Genomic DNA, 19,296 nt, shown 5'->3' on the forward strand with positions numbered 1-19,296 from the left:
GCCGCGGGCGGCGCGCCTGTCACGCTACCCCCTTCGTGGCCCCCGGCCCACCTGCACGTCCGAATCCTGGTTCGGGTCGGACGGGCTTGGGGCACTATGGCGGGGTGGCAACCGCGAGGTCGTCAGGTTCTTCGGACGGGTCCGGCCGCCTGGGCAGGGCAGGGCGGACGGTCGGTCGCGCCCTGCATTCGCCCTTCACGGGGACGGCGCGTTCGATCAGAAAGGCCACCCACGCGCACGGCGCCGGTGAGTCGGGGCTCGGCAAACTGATCGAGCTGCACGCGGTGAACGGCGCCGGCGACGTCATGATCACCGTGGCGCTCGCGTCGACCGTGTTCTTCTCCGTGCCGACCGACCAGGCCCGCGGCCGGGTCGCCCTCTACCTGGCGATCACGATGGCGCCGTTCACCCTCCTGGCGCCCGTCATCGGCCCGCTGCTGGACCGGATGCCGCACGGGCGGCGCGCCGCGATGGCCGGCGCGATGCTGGCCCGCGCCCTGCTCGCCCTGACCATGTCGGGCGCGGTCGCCACCGGCGGCCTCGAGCTCTACCCCGCCGCGCTCGGCGTGCTGGTCGCGTCGAAGGCGTACGGCGTGGTCAGAAGCGCCGTGGTGCCGCGCCTGCTGCCACCGCGCTTCTCCCTGGTGAAGGCGAACTCACGGGTCACCCTCGCCGGTCTGCTGGCCACCGGCGCCGCCGCCCCGATCGGCGCCGGGCTCTCCCGCATCGGGCCCGAGTGGCCGCTCTACGGGGCGTGCTGTGTCTTCATGGGGGGTACGTTCCTGGCCTTCACGCTGCCCGCCAAGGTCGACTCCGCCAAGGGCGAGACCAAGGCGCGCCTGTCCGACCGGGGCGGCCAGAAGCCCAGCCTGCGCACGGTCGGGGTGTCCGTGCAGAACGGCCTGTACGCCAACGCCGCGCTGCGCTCCCTGTCCGGGTTCCTGATCTTCTTCCTGGCGTTCCTGCTGCGCGAGCACCCGCTGTCCGGGCAGAGCGCGGCCGTCTCGCTCGGCATCGTGGGTGTCTCGGCGGGCGTCGGCAACGCGCTCGGCACGGCGGTCGGTTCGCTGCTGCGGGCGCGCGGGCCCGAGGTGCTGATCGTGACGATGCTGACGATCGCGCTGGGCGCGGCGGTCCTGTCCGCCGCGTTCTTCAGCGGGGTGATGGTGGCCGTGCTCGGCGCGACGGCCGGGCTCACGCAGGCCCTGGCCAAGCTGTCCCTCGACGCGATGATCCAGCGCGATGTGCCCGAGGAGGTCCGCACCTCCGCGTTCGCCCGCTCGGAGACGCTGCTCCAGGTGGCCTGGGTGCTCGGCGGCGCGATCGGCATAGCGCTTCCGCTCAACGGGATCCTCGGCATGTCGGTGGCCGCGGCCCTGCTCGCCCTGGGAGCGGCCGTCTCGGTGCGGGGCCTGCTCGGCGCGGCCCGCCGCGGTACGCCCCACCCCCGGGTGGCCTGAGCCGCCGGGCGCGCCAGGGCCCGTACGGGCCGGGCGGGGCGGCGCCACACCGTACGCCGCACCCCCGCGCGGCTTGGCTCGGGGCGACCGATAGCCTTCCCCCCATGACCGTTGCCCCGCGGCGGAGCCGCACAATGTCACTTGCTTCCGGTAGGACCCGCCGGGCCGGCTTCGCACTCGCCGCCGCCTCCGCCGGACTCCTCGTCCTCTCCGCCTGCGACAAGCCGACGGCGCTCGCGACCGTGACGGTCGGCACGAACTCCGTCAACGCGGAGGCCTCCTGCCGCGGCGAGGACGGCAAGCCGCTCGCCGAGACCAAGCTCACCGGCTGCCTCAGCGGCGTCAAGGACGCCAAGTCGATCGACTACGCACCCGGCTCGACCCTGCGCCTCGGCGTCGACCCCAAGGTCGTGGAGAACGGCAGCAAGTGGATCGCGCTGCTCGACGGCAGCCCGATCACCGAAGCGTCCTCGCAGACCTACCGGAGCTTCCCCAACGCCGACGTCTTCTCCACCGGCGGCCAGGGCGCCACGCCGAAGGAGAAGAAGGTCAGCATCGTGCAGGTCGACAAGGACAACAAGCCCGAGTCGGTCTGGAGCTTCACGCTCAAGCGCACCAACTCCTGACGACCGGGCCCCGCCTGATGCGTGTACTGGTCGTGACCGCGGTGGCGGCGGAGGCGGACTCCGTCGCCGCCGGCCTCGCGGTCGCCGGATACGCGCCGCCCGCCGAGGAGCCGGATCGTCCCGGCGGCACGCGGCCGCCGGCCACCCGTACGTCCGCGGGCTTCAACGCCCGCGCCTTCCGCGCCGAGGGCCGTGCCGTCGACGTGGACGTGCTGCCCGCCGGGGTGGGCCCGGCGGCGGCCGCGGCCGGTACCGCCATCGCGCTCGCCCGCGCCCCGTACGACCTGGTCGTGTCGGCCGGGATCGGCGGCGGCTTCCCCGGTGTCGCGCCGCTCGGCTCGCTCGTCGTCGCCTCGCACCTGATCGCCGCCGACCTGGGCGCCGGCTCCCCCGAGGGTTTCCTGCCCGTCACCGAACTGGGCTTCGGCCGCGACCGCCTGGCCGCCCCGCCCGGCCTGTGCCAGGCCGTGGCCCGGGCCACCGGGGCCCTGCCCGGCCCGGTCCTCACCGTCACCACCGCCACCGGCACCGCCGAGCGCGCCGCCGAACTCCTGGCCCGCCACCCGTCCGCCGCCGCCGAGGCGATGGAGGGCTTCGGCGTCGCCGAGGCCGCCGACCAGTACGGCCTGCCGGCCCTCGAAATCCGTGCGGTCTCCAACTCCGTGGGCCCGCGCGACCGTTCGGCCTGGCGGATCGGCGACGCCCTCGCCGCCCTCACCGACGCATTCGGGAAGCTCCCGCCCGCACTGGAGAGTTGGACCTCGCATGAGCACTGAACCGGCGCTGAAGATCGCCTACTCTCCCTGCCCGAACGACACCTTCGTCTTCGACGCGTGGGCGCACGGCCGGGTGCCGGGCGCGCCCGGACTCGACGTGACGTTCGCCGACATCGACATCACCAACGGCATGGCCGAGCGCGGTGAGTTCGACGTGCTCAAGGTGTCGTACGCGGTGCTGCCGTGGGTCCTCGACGAGTACGCGCTGCTGCCGTGCGGCGGCGCGCTCGGCCGGGGCTGCGGCCCGCTGGTCCTCACGCGCGAGCCCGGCACGGACCTCACGGGCCGGACCGTCGCCGTGCCGAGCGAGAAGTCGACGGCGTACCTGCTGTTCCGGCTGTGGGCCGCGGACGTCGTGCCGGGCGGGGTCGGCGAGGTCGTCGTCATGCCGTTCCACGAGATCATGCCCGCGGTGCGCGACGGCAAGGTCGACGCGGGGCTCGTCATCCACGAAGCCCGCTTCACGTACCAGAACTACGGGCTGCACTGCCTCGCCGACATGGGCCAGCACTGGGAGTCCACCACCGGGCTGCCCATCCCGCTCGGCGCGATCATCGCCAAGCGCTCCCTCGGCGAGGACACGCTGCGCCTGCTCGCCGAGTCGGCCCGCGCCTCGGTGCGGCTCGCCTGGGAGGACCCGGAGGCGTCCCGGCCGTACGTGCTGGAGCACGCCCAGGAGATGGACCCGGCGGTGGCCGACCGGCACATCGGGCTCTACGTCAACGAGTTCACCGCCGACCTCGGCGAGGACGGCTACGCCGCGGTGCGGGGTCTGCTGACACGCGCCGCGGCCGAGGGGCTCGTCCCGCCCCTCGGCCGCGATGCGCTGTCCTTCGGCTGAACCCCGACGGGGCTACACGTCCAGTTGGTCGGCCACCGCGCGCAGCAGGCCCGCGATCTTCTTGCCGGCCGCCTTGTCGGGGTAGCGCCCCTTCTCCAGCATGGGCGTGATGTTCTCCAGGACCGTGGTCAGGTCCTGGACGATCGAGGCCAGTTCGTCGGGCTTGCGGCGCTGGGCCGCGGCCACCGAGGGGGCCGGGTCGAGGACCGTCACGGACAGGGCCTGGTCACCGCGCTGACCGGCGACGACGCCGAACTCGACGCGCTGGCCGGGCTTGAGTGCGTCGACCCCGGCGGGGAGCACGGAGGAGTGGACGAAGACGTCGCCGCCGTCGTCGCGGGAGAGAAAGCCGAAGCCCTTCTCGCTGTTGAACCACTTGACCTTGCCGGTAGGCACGTCTGTCCTCGTCCTCGTACTCGTCGTTGTGTGCGGGGGCGCCGAAAACGGCTCTGGATAGCACGACAGCGGGTCGCCTTCCGACCCGCCGACACCAAGGCTAATGGTCCAGGGGCAGCTGACAAGACGTCCCGGCCTGTCCTTACGAGCAGGGAACTACCCTGGCTGGGTGAGTACCGAAACCCAGGCCAGGACCGACCGCGACGCCCTCACCACCGGTGATCGGCTGGTTCGCGTCGGCGTCGTCGTGTTCTTCGTCGGCGCGCTCGCCACACTGGTCACCGTGGCGCCGCTGTTCCTGCACACCGCCCCGTTCCCGTCCGTCGCCTATCTGGTCTGCATGCTGATGGGCGTCGGCTTCCTGATCGCGGGGGCGGGCGTGCTGCTCACCATCGCGGAGCAGCGCCGCCGGGCCCGCGCCTGACCGGCCCCGGAGCCCACCCGAACCAGCCGGTCCCGTACGCGAGTACGAGGCCCGGCTGTCAAGCGCGTTCGGCGGCGTAACCCTTCAACCAGGCCGGAAATGACGTCAGATCGTCGAGTACGACGTCGGCGCCGGCCTCGCGCAGCTCGTCCGCGCCGATCGGACCGGTCGGCACCCCGACGGACAGGGCGCCCGCGGCGCGCGCGCCGAGCACATCGCCGAGATGGTCGCCGACGTATACGGACGCGCCGTGCTGGCGCAGCGCGACGGCCTTGCCCTCGGCCCACAGCCCGCCGACGACCTCGTCCGGGGTGATGCCGAGGTGGTCGAGGTGCAGCCGGGCCTGCGGGGCGTTCTTGGCGGTGACGACGACGGCCCGGCCGCCGAGCTCCCGCACCGCGCGCACCGCGTCGGCCGCGCCGGGCAGCGCGGGGGTGGGCAGGATCGCGCGTGTGGGGTAGATCTCACGGTATTTGAGGACCATTGCCGCGATCTGCTCCTCGGGGAACCAGTGGCGCAGCTCCCAGTCGAGCGGCGGACCGAGCCTGCTGACGGCCTGGTCGGCGTCGATGTACGTCCCGGTCGCGGCGGAAAGTTCCTGGTAGACGGCGTGGATACCGGGGCGCGAGTCGATCAGGGTCATGTCGAGGTCGAAGCCGACCGTGGGTGCGTCGAGGGGCATGAAGGCCATTGTGCCCAGACGGGCGGCGGAACCGGGCCCCTAGACTGGCCCGGTAGTTAGCCAAGCCTTACCGAAGCCGGCTCGCCGAGGTCAGACCTCATCGGAGCCGGCCTGACCGAACCCTCGAAACGCCGACCGTGATGGGCCTTATGTCAGCCGCCGCACCCCGCAGGACCAGACGCGTGCTCGCGACGGCGGCGGCCGTCGCGGCGCTCCTCGTCGCGGTCCTGCTCTCGCTCGCCGTGGGCGCGCGCCAGATCCCGCCGTCGGAGGTCCTGGACGCGCTGTTCGGCGGCGCGCACACCCCCAACGCCGAGGTCGTCCGCGAACTGCGGGTCCCGCGCACCCTGATCGGCCTGATGGTCGGCGCCGCCCTCGCGGTCGCGGGCACCGTCCTCCAGGGCATCACCCGCAACCCCATCGCCGACCCCGGCATCCTCGGCATCAGCCAGGGCGCCTCGGTCGGGGTGGTCCTCGCGATCGCGTTCCTCGGCGTGCACACACTGACGGGGTACGTGTGGTTCGCGTTCGCGGGCGCGGCCGTCGCATCCGTCGTGGTGTACGCGATCGCCTCCAGCGGGCGCGGCGGGGCGACCCCGGTGAAGCTCGCGCTCGGCGGGGCCGCGATCAACGCGCTGCTCGTGTCCGTGACGATGGGCGTCCTCACGACGAAGGCCGCGGCCCTCGACGAGTTCCGCTTCTGGCAGGTCGGCTCGCTCGCCGGCCGCGATGCCCAAGTCGCGCACCAGATATGGCCGTTCCTGCTCGTCGGGGTCGTCCTGGTGGCCTGGGTGGCACGCGGCCTCGACGCGCTCGCGCTCGGCGAGGACGTGGCGAGGGGCCTCGGCCAGAACGTCGCGACGGTACGCGTCCTGGGCGGCATCGGCGCGACCGTCCTGACCGGCGTCGGGGTGGCGGCGGCCGGGCCGATCGCCTTCATCGGCCTCGCGATCCCGCACATCGCCCGCGCCATCGTGGGCAGCGACCACCGCTGGGTGCTGCCGATGGCCGCGCTCGTCGGCCCGGTGATGCTGCTCGTCGCCGACACCGTCGGCCGCATCGTGTTCCCGCCCAGCGAGATCCCGGCGGGCGTGATGACCGCCCTGATCGGCGTGCCGTTCCTGGTCACGCTGGTCCGCAGGAAGGCGGTGCCGGCATGAGCGGCACCCGGGCCCCGGCCCCCCTCGAAGGCGGTGCCGGCCCGAGCACTCCCGCCTCCGCCGGGCCGCGCGTGCGCCCCGCCGGATACACCGTCGTACGGGCCGGACGGGCCGCCTTCCTGCTGCACCGCAGGGCGACGGCGGTGGGCACTGCCCTGCTCGTCCTCCTGGCCGCGCTCTGCGTCGCGTACCTCTGCGTCGGCGAGTCCTTCGTGCCGCCCGGCGACGTGCTCAAGGTGCTGACAGGACAGGACTCCTACGCCGAACTCGTCGTCGGGACCCTGCGGTTGCCCCGGATGGTGGTGGGCCTGATGGTGGGCGCCGCGTTCGGCGTCGCGGGCGGACTCATCCAGACCGTCGCCCGCAACCCGCTGGCCAGCCCCGACATCATCGGCATCAGCCAGGGCGCCTCCGCGCTGACCGTGGGCGCGATGACGTTCGGCGTCACCTCGTACACCGTGCTGCCGTACCTGTCCGTCGTCGGCGGAATCCTGGCGGCGGCGCTCGTGTACGTCTTCGCGTGGCGCGGCGGGCTGCACGCGACGCGCTTCGTCCTGATCGGCATCGGCTTCGCGATCGCGCTGCGCTCGATCACCACCCTCTTCATGACCAAGGGCGACTATCTGGTCGCCCAGCAGGCCCAGATCTGGATGACCGGCTCGCTCAACGGGCGCGGCTGGGACGAGGCCGCGCCGCTCGGCTGGGTGCTGCTCGCGCTGGTGCCGGCCGTCCTGTGGGCGGCCCGCGCCCAGCGCACGGTCTCCCTCGACGACGACACCGCGACCGCGCTCGGCGTGCGTCTCGGCCGGGTGCGGCTCGGCCTGGTCGTCATCGGCGTGATCCTGGCCTCCGTCGCGACGGGCGCGGCCGGGCCGGTCGACTTCGTGGCGCTGCTCGCCCCGCAGATCGCCCGCCGGATGACCCGTACCGCCCAAATCCCCTTGTTCAGCTCGGCGTTGACGGGCGCGGTCATCGTCGTGCTGGCCGACCTGCTGGCCCGCAAGCTGTTCTCGCCGACCGAGCTTCCGGTGGGCGTGCTCACCGCCGTGATCGGCGCCCCGTATCTGATCTGGCTGATCGTGCGCAGCCGTACGACTGGAGGAAAGTAGATGACCAGCCGGCTGACGGCCCGCGAGCTGACCCTCGCCTACGAGGACCGCACGGTCGTGCACGGCCTCGACCTCGCCGTGCCGGACGGGCGGGTGACGGTGATCGTCGGGCCCAACGCCTGTGGAAAGTCGACCACGTTGCGCGCGCTCGGCCGGCTGATGAAGCCACGGGGCGGCGCGGTCCTGCTCGACGGTACGGAGCTGGCGCGCATCCCCACGAAGCGGATCGCCCAGTCGATCGGCCTGCTCCCGCAGTCGCCCGTCGCGCCCGAGGCGATCACCGTGGCCGACCTGGTCTCGCGCGGGCGCCAGCCGCACCAGCACTGGTGGCAGCAGTGGTCGGACGCGGACGAGCGGGCGGTGACCGACGCGATGGACCGCACGGACGTGACGGCCCTCGCCGACCGCCCGGTGGACGAGCTGTCGGGCGGCCAGCGCCAGCGGGTGTGGATCGCGATGGCACTCGCCCAGGAGACGGGCGTCCTCCTCCTCGACGAGCCGACCACGTACCTGGACATCTCCCATCAGGTCGAAGTCATGGACCTGGTACGGCAGTTGAACCACGAGCGGGGCCGTACGGTGGTGATGGTCCTGCACGATCTCAACCAGGCCGCGCGGTACGCCGACCACCTCGTGGCGATGAAGGGTGGGCGGATCGTGGCCGAGGGACGCCCGGAGGACGTGGTGACGGCGGACCTCGTACGCGAGGTGTTCGGCCTGGACTCGGTGGTGGTCCCGGACCCGGTGACGGGCTCGCCCCTGGTGGTGCCCGGCGCCCCCTACGCGCCCCCGAAGGACTCGTCCCCCTAGGAGAGGATTCCCGGATGACCCTCCCCCGCCGCACCCTGCTGCTCGGCGCGCCGGCTCTGGCGATGACGGCCTGCACGTCGGCAGGGACCAAGTCCCCTCCGCCGGAAGGGAGTTCGCGCGTGCTGAGGACGGTGATGGGGGACGTGCGAGTCAAGGGCCGGCCGCAGCGGGTCGTCGTCCTGGACACGGCGGAACTCGACTCGGCGATCACGCTCGGCGTGCGCCCGGTCGGCGCGACGCACGCGGACGTCGCCTCAGGGTTCCTCGACTACCTCCCCAAGGACCGGCTCGCCGGGATCAAGGACGTGGGCACGATGCCGAGCCCCCGGCTCGAGTCGATCGCCGCGCTCGAACCGGACCTGATCCTGACCAGCAAGGTGCGGCACGGCGACAAGTACGGGGAGCTGTCGAGGATCGCGCCGACGGTGATGACGGAGTCGACGGGCTACCCCTGGAAGCAGAACTTCCAAGTGCACGCGGAGGCGCTGGGGTTGACGGCCGAGGCGGGACAGGTGACCGCCCAATACGGCTCGCGGGTAAGGGAGTTGACGGCCCGGCTCGGCGGTGCCGCCAAGGCGGCGGCGATCGAGGTGAACGTCGTCCGCTTCGTCGAGGGTGCGGACATCCGCATCTACGGGCGCCAGAACTACATCGCGACGATCCTCGCGGACGTGGGCCTCGGGCGGCCGGCGATCGTCGACAGGGCGAAGGGCGGATTCGCGTACGAGGTCAGCCCCGAGCGGATCGATCTCGCGGCGGCGGACGTGATCTTCTACACGACGTACGGGGATCCGGGGAAGGCGGGGGCGACGCGGACGCTCGCGGGGTCGTTGTGGAAGGGGTTGCCCGCGGTTCGGGCGGGGCGGGCCCATGGGGTGGACGACCAGCTCTGGATCCAGGGCATCGGTTACACCGCCGCCACCCAAGTACTGTCCGAACTGAGCAAGTTGCTCCCCCACTGACCCCCTGCGGCACCCTCAGCGCGCGGCACGCTGAGCGCGCCACACCAGGAACGCCGCCGACCCCACCGCCGCGATCCGGATCAACCACGGCCACATGCCCGACAGGGCAACCCCCATCTCCCCCGGCGCGATCGGCTCGCCCCAGCGCCCGTCCTGCCGCCCCCAGAGCCAGACCAGACCCCCCGCCAGCGTCAGGCCGGGCACGCCGAAGACCGCCCACTTCGACTCGGCGGGGCTCAGCCGCCGGGAGGCGTACGCGAGGAGCCAGCCCGCGCCGAGCGCGAGCCACAGGCCGAACAGCGCGCCCGCCACGAGCAGCGCCGCCGCGAGCAGCAGGAGGGGGTTGGAGAGGCCGGGGCGCGGGCCCCGGGCCCCGGCGCGGCGGCGCAGGCGCAGGCGGCGCCGCACCGGGGCGGCCGGGACCAGGTCGGCGTCCTCCGACTCGTCCTCGCCCCCCTCGTCCTCGTCCTCCTCGTCCCCCTCCTCGCCGTCGAGTTCCTCCACCGGCGGCCGCAGTATCTCCGGGATCTCGACCCCGCCGACGAACCCCGCGACGGAGTCGCCCCCGAGCGGGCCCGGCGGCCCGACCCGCCACCAGTCGGGTTCGTCGCCCTGGCGGCCGAGTTCGTCCATGCCCGCGAGGTGCGGCGGCGCCGGAACCGAGGGCGCGGGAGGCTCGGCCTCCGCCTCGCGCTTGCGCGGTCGCGGCACGCGTTTGGCCCGCCCCGGGAACAGCCGGTCCCGCTGAGCCGGCACGGCGCCCTCCGACGCGGGCTCCGGGGCCGGCTCCGGGACGTACGACGCGCCGGAACCGGAACCGGAACCGAAGCCCAATCCCGCGCCGGAGGCGGCCCGTTCCACCAGCTCATCCGGCGTTCCGAACCGCCCGAGCACCCGCCGTACCGTCGCCGGGGTTTCCGTCCCGTACTTCGCCCGCTGCCGGTCGATCTCGTCGCGCAGCGACGACACCAGGCGCATCCGGTCCCCGGAGGGCAGTTGCCGCTGCTGGGCCAGGTCCCCGACCCGGCTCAGGTAGTCGTAGACCAGCTGGTCGCTCTCGATCCCCACGCGCGTTTCCCCTCCGCGAGCCCGCCCCGCGGCCACCCTGAGAGCCGCCGTCCGCCGGTCCGGTCGCGTTTCGGACACCGGCTACGGGTCCTGACGGTAGCGCGCACGGGCTACCGTGGGGCGGATGGGGACCGGCGAGCGCAATCAGGAGGCGCACGTGCCCGAAGGAACGACCGGCGCTACGGACAGAGCTACCGCGGCAGCGCGCACCGCCGCCTCGGCACCCCGTACCCTCGCCGAGTCCCTGCGCGCCCGCCCCGACGAGTCCCTCGCCGCGCTGCTGCGGATCCGCCCCGATCTGCTCAGCCCCGTACCGGGCGACCTCACCCAGCTGGCCACCCGCGCCGGCACCAGGGCCTCCGTCGTACGGGCCCTGGAAAGACTCGACACCTTCGCGCTGCAAACCGCGCAGGTCCTCGCGGTGGCCCCGGACCCGGCCCCGTACGACGCCGTGCGCGACCTGCTCGGCGGGGACGACGGCGACCCGGAGGTCGAGGCCGCGCTGCCCGGCGCGCTCGCGGCGCTGCGCGAACAGGCCCTGGTGTGGGGCGGCGACGACCGGCTGCGCCTGGTGCGCACCGCCCGCGAACTGCTCGCGCCCTCCCCCACGCATCCCTCGCCCACCGGTCTCGGCCCGACCGTCGCCGAGGCGATCTCGGGAATGTCGCCGGGCCGCGTCCAGGAGATCCTCCGGGCCGCCGGGCTGCCGGCCACCCACGACCCGGTGTCCGCGGTCGCCGCGCTGACCGCGCTGTTCACCGACCGGACGCGGATGGCGGAGCTCCTCGACAGCGCCCCGTCCGACGCGCTGACCGTCCTGGACCGTCTGGTGTGGGGCCCGCCGTACGGCGAGGTGTCCGCCGACCCGCCGCCCCCGGTGCGCTGGCTGCGCGACCACGGCCTGCTGCTCCCGGCGACCGCCCGCACCCTGGTGCTGCCGCGCGAGGTCGCGCTGCACCTGCGCGCCGGGCGCGCGCACCGCACCACCGAGCCGGTGCCGCCCGCCGTCGCGCCGCTGCGCGAATACCGTCCACAGGTTGTGGACGCGACCGCGGCGGGCCAGGCGTTCACCGCGCTGACCACCGTCGAGGACCTGCTCGCCGAGTGGAACGAGGGCGGCCCCGCCGTGCTGCGCGCCGGCGGCCTGTCCGTACGAGACCTCAAGCGCACCGCGACCGCCCTGGACGCGACCGAGCCGATCGCCGCGTTCTGGCTCGAACTCGCTTACGCAGCAGGCCTGTTGGCGTCCGACGGCGAGGCGGACGAGCGCTACGCGCCGACCCCCGAGTACGACGACTGGCTGGAGCTGCCGCCCGCCGAGCGCTGGTCCCGGCTCGCCGTGGCCTGGCTGGGCGCCACCCGCACCGCCGGGCTCGTCGGCGAGCAGGACACCAAGGGCCGCACCCTCGCCGCGCTCGGCCCCGACCTCGACCGCTCGCCCGCGCCCGAGGTCCGCCGCCGCGTCCTGACCCTGCTCACCACGCTGCCCGAGGCCACGTCGCCCGACCCCGCCTCGCTGCTCGCCCGGCTGCGCTGGGAGCACCCGGCCCGCAGCGGCCCCGAGGACCTGCGCTCGCGGCTCGCCCAATGGGCGCTGTCCGAGGCCGAGTTGATGGGGGTGACCGGCCGGGGCGCGCTCACCACGCACGGCCGCGCCCTCCTCACCCCCGCCGCCGGCCCCGCCGAACGCGGCGCGCTCGGTGTGCTCGCCGCCGACGCGCTGGCCCCGCACCTGCCCGAGCCCGTCGACCACGTCCTGCTCCAGGCGGACCTGACGGCGGTCGCGCCGGGACCGCTGCGGCGCCCGCTCGCGGCGATGCTGGGGGTGCTCGCGGACATCGAGTCCAAGGGCGGCGCGACCGTCTACCGCTTCACGGCGGGCTCGGTGCGCCGCGCCCTCGACGCCGGCCAGACCGCCTCCGACCTCCAGGCGTTCCTGACCGAGCACAGCCGTACGCCGGTGCCGCAGCCGCTCAGTTACCTCATCGACGACGTGGCCCGCAGACACGGCCACCTGCGGGTGGGCGCCGCCTCGGCGTACGTACGCTGCGACGACGAGGCGATGCTGGGCGAGATCCTGGCCGACAAGCGCAGCCAGGCCCTGCGCCTGCGCCGCCTCGCCCCGACGGTCCTTGCCACCACGGCCGAGCCGGGCGCGCTGCTCGACGGGCTGCGTTCGATGGGCTACGCCCCGGCCGCCGAATCCGCCGAGGGCGATGTCCTGATCACCCGCGCCGACGCCCGCCGCACTCCGCGCCGCACGGCCCCCGTGCCGGTCCCGGACGGCCCGCCGCTGCCCGACGAGACGCTGCTCGACGCGGCGGTGCGGGCGATCCGGGCGGGCGACACGGCGGCGACGGTCGTACGCAAGGACCAGCCGGAGGCCGCCCGCACGGACGGCTCCCTGCCGCGCACCTCGCCGGCGGAGACGCTGGCCACGGTGCAGGCGGCGGCGATGACGGGCTCCGCGGTGTGGATCGGGTACGTCAACGCGGAGGGCTCCGCCAGTCAGCGGGTCATCGCGCCGGTACGGGTGGAGGGTGGGTTCGTCACGGCGTACGACCACACGGCGGACGAGGTCCGCACGTACCCCCTCCACCGCATCACCGGCGTATCCGAACTCGCCGACGACCCGGCGTAGCCCCCCGGGGGCTCCGCCCCCAGACCCCCGTTCGCGCCTTAAGGGCGCTCGTCCTCAAACGCCGGACGGGCTGAAGATGCCTGTACTGGCCAGCACCGAGTAGTTAGGGGCGCGGGGAACTGCGCGAACGGCCCCTGCGGTCCGCAGCCGAAGCGGGGGCCCGGGGCCAGGGGCGCAGCCCCCGACCCGGGCTAGTCGATGTCGACAGACCCGTCCCGCTTGGCGGGCCCGTCCCCCGAGCCCGACAACAGCCCCGGCAGGGACAGCTGAGCCGGGCCCTTGGAGCCGCGGTCGCCCGAACCGCCGAGGTTCTGCCGGACGGAGTCGAGAATCGTCAGGCCCTGCCCGACGAGCCCCGCCGCGATCTCGCCCAGGCCATCCGCCCCGTTGAGCACGTTGACGTTCGCCCCCGCCAGACCGCCCGCCGCTTCCTTCACGATCTGCGGCAGCTGGTCGATGAGCATCCGGTCGAGCGCGACGCGGTCGTACGACGCCGCCGCCTCCGCCTGGATCTTCATCCGCTCGGCCTCGGCGATCGCGAGCACCTTGATGCGCGCCGCCTCCGCCTCCGCGGGCTTCACGATCTCGGCGACGAGCTGCTGCTGGCGGAGCTCGGCCGCGCGCTGGGCCAGCTCGGTCTGCGCGAGGAGCACCTCCTGCTGGGCGTGCGCCTGGGCGAGCGGACCGGCCTGCGCGGCCTGCGCCTGCACGCGGTCGACCTCCGCCGAGTACTCCGCCTTCACGACCGCTGTCTGCCGCGCGTACTCCGCCTGGTTGCGCGCCGCGACCTGCTCGGCCTCCACCGAGGCCTGCGTGGCCTGGGCCTGCGCCACCTGGGCGGCCCGCTGGATGGCGGCCTTGTGCGGCGCGGACATCGCGTCGATGTAGCCGACCTCGCCGTCGTCGATCGACTGGATCTGGAGCGAGTCGACGATGAGGCCGATCTTCGCCATCTCGGTCTTGGACGTCTCAAGGACCTCCGCGGCGAGCTTCTGCCGCTCGGTGACGATCTCCTCGACGGTCATCGAGCCGATGATGGACCGCAGGTGACCTGCGAAGATCCGGCCGGTCAGGACCGACATCTGGTCCTGGTCGGACAGGAAGCGCTGGCCCGCGTTCACGATGGACTCGGTGTCGTTGCCGACCTTGAACGCGATCACGGCGCGTACGTGCAGCGCGATGCCCTGCTTGGTCACACACGTCTCGGTGACCTCGGCCTCGCACATCGACAGCGTGAGGAAGCGGGTCTTGCGGAAGATCGGCAGGACGAACTTGCCGTGGCCGGTCACTACGCGGAACGGGGCGCCCCCGAGACCGCGCCTGCCACCCGAGATCAGCATCGCCTCGTCGGGGGCGGGCACCCGGTAACCGAACATTGTTGTCTCCTTAGCCGGCGTCTGCGGCGAAGCCGCCCAACGCATCCAACGGATCGGCCCACTCGATGACGTCCACCTGGCGGGTGCCACGCGAGCCGATCACGAGCACGGTCGCCCCCTTCGGCAGGGGTTCCTCCGACCAGGCGAGGAAGGCCTCCGTGCCACCTCTGACGCTCACCACGACCTCACCGGGCCCGGCGGTTCCACGAGTGGCCACGTGCAGCACCCCGGGGCAGCCGACGACGGCGTTGTCCTGTTCCACGGCCTGGCGCCCCCCATCGTTCTGGTCCTGGATTCCAGACCTTAGACCTGCCGGGATCACCCGCCTATCCTCGGGCCACCCCGTGTTCGACCTACCCCTCCAGGGTCGCACCGACCTGCCGCCGACCCCCACTGAGCCCGCCGATGCGGCAGACTGGAAGTTTGCCCGCCCTCCCCGGGTGGCCATCCGTCGGAAGGACACGCCCCAGGTGACCGGACCACTCATCGTCCAGAGCGACAAGACCCTGCTCCTGGAGGTAGACCACGAGCAGGCCGACGCCTGCCGTCGCGCCATCGCGCCCTTCGCGGAGCTGGAGCGGGCGCCGGAGCACATCCACACCTACCGGGTGACTCCGCTGGGCCTGTGGAACGCGCGGGCCGCCGGTCACGACGCGGAGCAGGTCGTGGACGCGCTGGTCGAGTACTCGCGCTACCCCGTCCCGCACGCCCTGCTCGTCGACATCGCCGAGACGATGGCCCGCTACGGCCGACTCACCCTCAGCAAGCACCCCGTCCACGGCCTGGTGCTCACCTCGACCGACCGCCCGGTCCTCGAAGAGATCCTGCGCTCGAAGAAGGTCACCCCGCTGGTCGGCGCCCGCCTCGACCCGGACACGGTCGCCGTGCACCCCTCCGAGCGCGGCCAGATCAAGCAGACCCTGCTGAAGCTGGGCTGGCCGGCCGAGGACCTCGCCGGATACGTGGACGGCGAGGCGCATCCGATCGAGCTCGCCGAGGACGGCTGGGCGCTGCGCCCGTACCAGAAGCAGGCCGTCGAGGGCTTCTGGCACGGCGGCAGCGGTGTCGTGGTGCTGCCCTGCGGCGCGGGCAAGACGCTGGTCGGCGCGGGCGCGATGGCCGAGGCGAAGGCGACCACGCTGATCCTGGTCACCAACACGGTCTCGGCCCGCCAGTGGAAGCACGAGCTGGTGAAGCGCACCAGCCTGACCGAGGACGAGATCGGCGAGTACAGCGGTACGAAGAAGGAGATCCGCCCGGTCACGATCGCCACGTACCAGGTGCTCACGACCCGCCGCAAGGGCGTCTACGCGCACCTGGAGCTGTTCGACTCGCGGGACTGGGGCCTGATCGTCTACGACGAGGTGCACCTGCTGCCCGCGCCGGTCTTCAAGTTCACCGCCGACCTCCAGGCCCGCCGCCGCCTCGGCCTGACCGCGACGCTGGTCCGCGAGGACGGCCGCGAGTCGGACGTGTTCTCGCTGATCGGGCCGAAGCGGTTCGACGCGCCGTGGAAGGAGATCGAGGCGCAGGGCTACATCGCGCCCGCCGACTGCGTCGAGGTCCGCGTGAACCTGACGGACTCCGAGCGCCTCGCGTACGCGACCGCCGAGACGGAGGAGAAGTACCGCTTCTGTGCGACGACCGCGACCAAGCGGAAGGTCACGGAGGCGCTGGTACGCCGTTTCGCGGGCCAGCAGATCCTCGTCATCGGCCAGTACATCGACCAACTCGACGAGCTGGGCGAGCACTTGAACGCGCCGGTCATCAAGGGCGAGACGACCAACGCCCAGCGCGAGAAGCTGTTCGGCGCGTTCCGCGAGGGCGAGATCAGCGTGCTCGTGGTGTCCAAGGTGGCGAACTTCTCGATCGACCTGCCGGAGGCGACGGTCGCCATCCAGGTGTCGGGCACGTTCGGCTCCCGCCAGGAGGAGGCCCAGCGCCTGGGCCGCGTGCTGCGCCCGAAGGCCGACGGCCACCAGGCGCACTTCTACTCGGTGGTCGCGCGCGACACCATCGACCAGGACTTCGCGGCCCACCGCCAGCGCTTCCTGGCCGAACAGGGCTACGCCTACCGGATCATGGACGCGGACGAGCTCCTCGCGGACAACTGACCTTCCACCGCACGGGAGTTGGGCCCGGCGGCGAGTGCCCGCCAGGCCGACCGGCCCACCACCGCGAGCCCGACCAGTGCGTACGGTGACGCCAACGGCTGCTCCCAGAGCGGCAGTTGGAGGTCGAGATCGCCCTCGTGCGGTACGAGCCACAGGCTGCGGGCGGTGAAGACGAGGACCACGAGGGCGGCCGTGCGCGTCCGCCCCTCGGCCCACAGCACGGCGATCAGCGGGACGCACCACACCCAGTGGTGCGACCAGCTGATGGGCGAGATCAGCAGCGCGGTGAACGCGGTCACGAGCAGCGCCCAGCGTTCGTCGGCGGCGCGACGGGCGGTCCACAGCCCGGCGGCGCCGACGGCGACGGCCGCCACCGCCCACAGGGCGCCGGGCTCGGCGGTGTGCAGCAGCCGGGCGAGCAGCCCTTGCAGGGACTGGTTGTCGACGATCCAGGCCTTGCCCACCCGGCCGGTCTCGAAGAGCCGCCGGGTGAAGAACTCGACGCTGGCGTAAGGGAGTACGAGCACCCCGACGAGCACGGTCGCCCCGAACCCCGCGAGCGCGGTGACGGCTTCCCTGCGGCGGCCCCGTACCAGCAGATACAGGACGAAGAACAGCGGGGTGATCTTCACCCCGGCGGCGATCCCGACCCCGAACCCCTTGCCGGGGGCGCCCGCCGGCCGGGAGAGGTCCCCGAGCACGAGGCAGGCGAGCGCGAGGTTGACCTGCCCGAAGAGCAGCGTCTGGAAGACGGGCTCCAGCCACAGTCCGAACGCGACGGCGGTGACCACGTACGCGGGACGGATCCTGGCATCGGCGAACCGGCAGGAGAGCAGAACGAGAGCCGCGAGCAGCGCGGCGTTGCCGACGCAGAAGGCCGCCTTGAGGACGGGAAGCGGCACGAAGGCGGTCGGCACGAACAACAGGGCCGCGAACGGGGGGTAGGTGGCGGGCAGCTGCCACGAGGTGACGGTGAACCCGTACAACGAGGTGCCGTTCGCGACGGCCGCGCCTTCCGCCCGGTAGACCAGGGCGTCCGCCATGGGGATCCGCAGGGCGGCACAGAGCGCGGCGAGCGCGGCCAGCGAGAGCGGAAGCAGGGCCCAAGTGGCAGCACGCAGTGAGTGATTGGTCACGCGAAGTGACCCTAGTCAGCTGGGCGGCAACTCGGTGCGGGCGACGCGGGCCCGCACAAGGGAGGGGCGGGCCAGTGCTGACGCCGCCTGACCTCGGCGGGGTCAGTGCTGGCGCCGCCGGACGCCGGCTTCCTCGGCGTACTCCCCCATGACGACGACGCTGAAGGCGGCACCGGCGAGAACTCGCGCGGCCCGGACCGCGTTGCCGATCTTGTGGGTACGGTGAGGGGCGGCTCCGGAGGCGGTGGCACCGTTGGGGGCGCCTGGGCGGACGGAGGGGGCTGGGGTGAAGGTCGCTGCACTCATACCTCCATGATGGAACTCGGACAAGCCAGACACATCGATCCCGGGGCTGAATCTCCGCACCGCCCGTGTAGTCCTCTGGTCCGACGCCGTCCCCTACGGGTATGACCGATCGCCTGCCGCGCGAGGGACGACGGTCCCGGGGAGGGTGATCCCGGCCGGGCCGTTTGTCACACCACCCGCCTCTCCCGTGTCAGAGCGGACGAGCGGAGCCATCACACGACGCGACGGAGGAACACCCAGGATGGACGAAGCCGCCGAACACTTCGCCCAGCGCTTCGAGGAGCACCGCGGCCATCTGCGTGCGGTGTCCTACCGCATGCTCGGGTCCCTCAGCGAGGCCGAGGACGCCGTCCAGGAGGCCTGGCTGCGGGCCGGCCGCGCGGACCGCACCGGGGTCGAGAACCTGGGCGGCTGGCTCACCACGATCGTCGCGCGGGTCTGCCTGAACATGCTGCGCTCGCGCGGCACCCGCCGGGAGGCGGCGCTCGACGTCCAGGATTACGAGTACGTGCGCGTGCCGGACCCGGTGCTCGGCCCGGTGGACGCGGCGGACCCGGAGCAGGAGGCGCTGCTCGCCGACTCGGTGGGGCTGGCGCTGATGGTGGTCCTCGAAACCCTGGCCCCGGCGGAACGCCTCGCGTTCGTCCTGCACGACATGTTCGCGGTGCCGTTCGACGACATCGCGCCGATCGTCGACAAGACGCCGGCGGCGGCGCGCCAGCTGGCCAGCCGGGCGCGGCGGCGGGTGCGGGGCCGGGCGCCCTCCCCGTCGACCGACCGCGCCCGCCAGCGCGAGGTGGTCGAGGCGTTCATCGCCGCGGCGCGCGGCGGCGACTTCGAGGCGCTGCTCGCGCTGCTCGACCCGGACGTGGTGCTGCGCGCGGACGCGGGCGGCCTGCCGACGACGAAGCTGGTGCGGGGTGCGCGCAAGGTGGCCGAACAGGCCCACAGCTTCCGCAGGTTCGCCCCCCTCAACCGGGTCGTCCTGGTCAACGGCATGCCCGGCATCGTGGGGGTGTCGGAGGGCCGGGCGTTCTCGGTCCTGTCCTTCACGCTGTCCCCGAACGGCACGATCACCGAACTGACCATCCTGGCGGACCCCGCGCGGGTCCCCACGCTGGACGTGTCCTTTCTGCCGGGCTGAGCGGAGCGCGTCGGGGGTTGGGGGGCTCGCTTGCCCTGCGGGCGGGCTGGCCCTGCGGGCGGGCTGGCCCATGCGGGCCGTGCGGAGATCCGGCTGCGGACCGTGCGTGGCTGAGCGCGCAGTTCCCCGCGCCCCTAACCCCGTTCCCGTCCGCCCACCGTGCGCGGCTGATCGCGCAGTTCCCCGCGCCCCTAAACCCGTTCCCGTCCGCCCACCATGCGTGGCTGGGCGCGCAGTTCCCCGCGCTCCTTGGCGGTACTTGTGC

19 protein-coding genes are annotated in these 19,296 nt (G+C 73.2%); 12 read left to right on the plus strand and 7 right to left on the minus strand.

Translation table 11 applies throughout. The features are described from left to right. Positions 1 to 104: 104 nt before the first annotated feature. The 4 genes from ACFYZA_RS34585 (at position 105) to ACFYZA_RS34600 (ending at position 3,703) form a co-directional block, all read left to right on the plus strand. Positions 105 to 1,460 (plus strand): MFS transporter, encoded by a 1,356-nt coding sequence (locus tag ACFYZA_RS34585; RefSeq protein ID WP_388494506.1) that lies wholly within the window; start codon positions 105 to 107, stop codon positions 1,458 to 1,460. Positions 1,461 to 1,594: 134 nt separating this feature from the next. Beyond that, positions 1,595 to 2,086, plus strand: coding sequence for a DUF2771 domain-containing protein (locus tag ACFYZA_RS34590; protein ID WP_382598960.1), 492 nt, complete (start codon positions 1,595 to 1,597; stop codon positions 2,084 to 2,086). Positions 2,087 to 2,103: 17 nt separating this feature from the next. Then, positions 2,104 to 2,862 (plus strand): futalosine hydrolase, encoded by a 759-nt coding sequence (locus ACFYZA_RS34595; protein WP_388494507.1) that lies wholly within the window; start codon positions 2,104 to 2,106, stop codon positions 2,860 to 2,862. Then, positions 2,852 to 3,703, plus strand: a complete 852-nt coding sequence (locus tag ACFYZA_RS34600; protein WP_388494508.1) for a 1,4-dihydroxy-6-naphthoate synthase — start codon at positions 2,852 to 2,854, stop codon at positions 3,701 to 3,703. Before ACFYZA_RS34595 ends, ACFYZA_RS34600 begins: the two co-directional genes overlap by 11 nt. Positions 3,704 to 3,715: 12 nt before the next feature. Here the strand turns inward: ACFYZA_RS34600 and ACFYZA_RS34605 are convergent, their stop codons facing one another. After that, complete coding sequence (locus tag ACFYZA_RS34605) at positions 3,716 to 4,099, minus strand: cold-shock protein (RefSeq protein WP_100577723.1); 384 nt, start codon at positions 4,097 to 4,099, stop codon at positions 3,716 to 3,718. Between the two features lie 136 nt (positions 4,100 to 4,235). Between ACFYZA_RS34605 and ACFYZA_RS34610 the strand changes: the two genes are divergently transcribed. Then, a complete protein-coding gene (locus ACFYZA_RS34610) occupies positions 4,236 to 4,523 on the plus strand; it encodes a hypothetical protein (RefSeq protein WP_382598995.1) in 288 nt (95 codons plus the stop codon). A 58-nt stretch (positions 4,524 to 4,581) separates the two neighbouring features. Here ACFYZA_RS34610 and ACFYZA_RS34615 read toward each other — a convergent pair whose 3' ends face one another. Then, positions 4,582 to 5,214: an HAD family hydrolase gene (locus ACFYZA_RS34615; protein ID WP_382598966.1), complete on the minus strand. Its 633-nt coding sequence runs from the start codon at positions 5,212 to 5,214 to the stop codon at positions 4,582 to 4,584. Positions 5,215 to 5,354: 140 nt separating this feature from the next. On the opposite strand from ACFYZA_RS34615, the gene ACFYZA_RS34620 reads away from it, so the two are divergent. The 4 genes from ACFYZA_RS34620 to ACFYZA_RS34635 are packed head-to-tail and all read left to right on the plus strand — an operon-like array spanning position 5,355 to position 9,246. Next, the gene (locus tag ACFYZA_RS34620; protein ID WP_382598968.1) at positions 5,355 to 6,365 is read left to right on the plus strand and encodes a FecCD family ABC transporter permease; all 1,011 of its coding nucleotides are present in this window, start codon (positions 5,355 to 5,357) and stop codon (positions 6,363 to 6,365) included. Next, entirely contained in the window at positions 6,362 to 7,474 is a 1,113-nt protein-coding gene (locus tag ACFYZA_RS34625; protein WP_388494509.1) for a FecCD family ABC transporter permease, read from the plus strand. The genes ACFYZA_RS34620 and ACFYZA_RS34625 overlap by 4 nt, the downstream gene beginning before the upstream one ends. Next, the gene (locus ACFYZA_RS34630; RefSeq protein ID WP_388494510.1) at positions 7,475 to 8,284 is read left to right on the plus strand and encodes an ABC transporter ATP-binding protein; all 810 of its coding nucleotides are present in this window, start codon (positions 7,475 to 7,477) and stop codon (positions 8,282 to 8,284) included. Positions 8,285 to 8,298: 14 nt separating this feature from the next. After that, entirely contained in the window at positions 8,299 to 9,246 is a 948-nt protein-coding gene (locus tag ACFYZA_RS34635) for an ABC transporter substrate-binding protein (RefSeq protein WP_388494511.1), read from the plus strand. A gap of 15 nt (positions 9,247 to 9,261) precedes the next feature. On the opposite strand, the gene ACFYZA_RS34640 is transcribed toward ACFYZA_RS34635, so the two are convergent. Further along, a complete protein-coding gene (locus ACFYZA_RS34640) occupies positions 9,262 to 10,314 on the minus strand; it encodes a hypothetical protein (RefSeq protein ID WP_388494512.1) in 1,053 nt (350 codons plus the stop codon). A 124-nt stretch (positions 10,315 to 10,438) separates the two neighbouring features. Between ACFYZA_RS34640 and ACFYZA_RS34645 the strand changes: the two genes are divergently transcribed. After that, on the plus strand, positions 10,439 to 12,955 hold the full coding sequence (locus ACFYZA_RS34645) for a helicase-associated domain-containing protein (RefSeq protein ID WP_388494513.1): 2,517 nt from the start codon (positions 10,439 to 10,441) through the stop codon (positions 12,953 to 12,955). Positions 12,956 to 13,146: 191 nt separating this feature from the next. Here ACFYZA_RS34645 and ACFYZA_RS34650 read toward each other — a convergent pair whose 3' ends face one another. Continuing rightward, positions 13,147 to 14,331 (minus strand): flotillin family protein, encoded by a 1,185-nt coding sequence (locus ACFYZA_RS34650; protein WP_388494514.1) that lies wholly within the window; start codon positions 14,329 to 14,331, stop codon positions 13,147 to 13,149. Positions 14,332 to 14,341: 10 nt separating this feature from the next. Then, complete coding sequence (locus tag ACFYZA_RS34655; protein ID WP_382598981.1) at positions 14,342 to 14,593, minus strand: hypothetical protein; 252 nt, start codon at positions 14,591 to 14,593, stop codon at positions 14,342 to 14,344. Positions 14,594 to 14,801: 208 nt separating this feature from the next. On the opposite strand from ACFYZA_RS34655, the gene ACFYZA_RS34660 reads away from it, so the two are divergent. After that, positions 14,802 to 16,445 carry a DNA repair helicase XPB gene (locus tag ACFYZA_RS34660; RefSeq protein WP_382598983.1) on the plus strand — a complete coding sequence of 548 codons (1,644 nt, stop codon included), beginning with the start codon at positions 14,802 to 14,804 and terminating at the stop codon, positions 16,443 to 16,445. Here ACFYZA_RS34660 and ACFYZA_RS34665 read toward each other — a convergent pair. Together ACFYZA_RS34665 and ACFYZA_RS34670 are read right to left on the minus strand one after the other, a co-directional pair. Further along, entirely contained in the window at positions 16,403 to 17,581 is a 1,179-nt protein-coding gene (locus ACFYZA_RS34665; RefSeq protein ID WP_388494515.1) for a glycosyltransferase 87 family protein, read from the minus strand. The two genes, ACFYZA_RS34660 and ACFYZA_RS34665, sit on opposite strands and share 43 nt — an antisense overlap. A 102-nt stretch (positions 17,582 to 17,683) precedes the next feature. Next, positions 17,684 to 17,887 (minus strand): hypothetical protein, encoded by a 204-nt coding sequence (locus tag ACFYZA_RS34670; RefSeq protein ID WP_382598987.1) that lies wholly within the window; start codon positions 17,885 to 17,887, stop codon positions 17,684 to 17,686. A 241-nt stretch (positions 17,888 to 18,128) separates the two neighbouring features. On the opposite strand from ACFYZA_RS34670, the gene ACFYZA_RS34675 reads away from it, so the two are divergent. Beyond that, on the plus strand, positions 18,129 to 19,031 hold the full coding sequence (locus ACFYZA_RS34675; protein WP_388494516.1) for a sigma-70 family RNA polymerase sigma factor: 903 nt from the start codon (positions 18,129 to 18,131) through the stop codon (positions 19,029 to 19,031). The last annotated feature ends 265 nt before the right edge of the window (positions 19,032 to 19,296 follow it).

Source organism: Streptomyces sp. NPDC001828 (genome assembly GCF_042892175.1).
Lineage (GTDB): Bacteria > Actinomycetota > Actinomycetes > Streptomycetales > Streptomycetaceae > Streptomyces.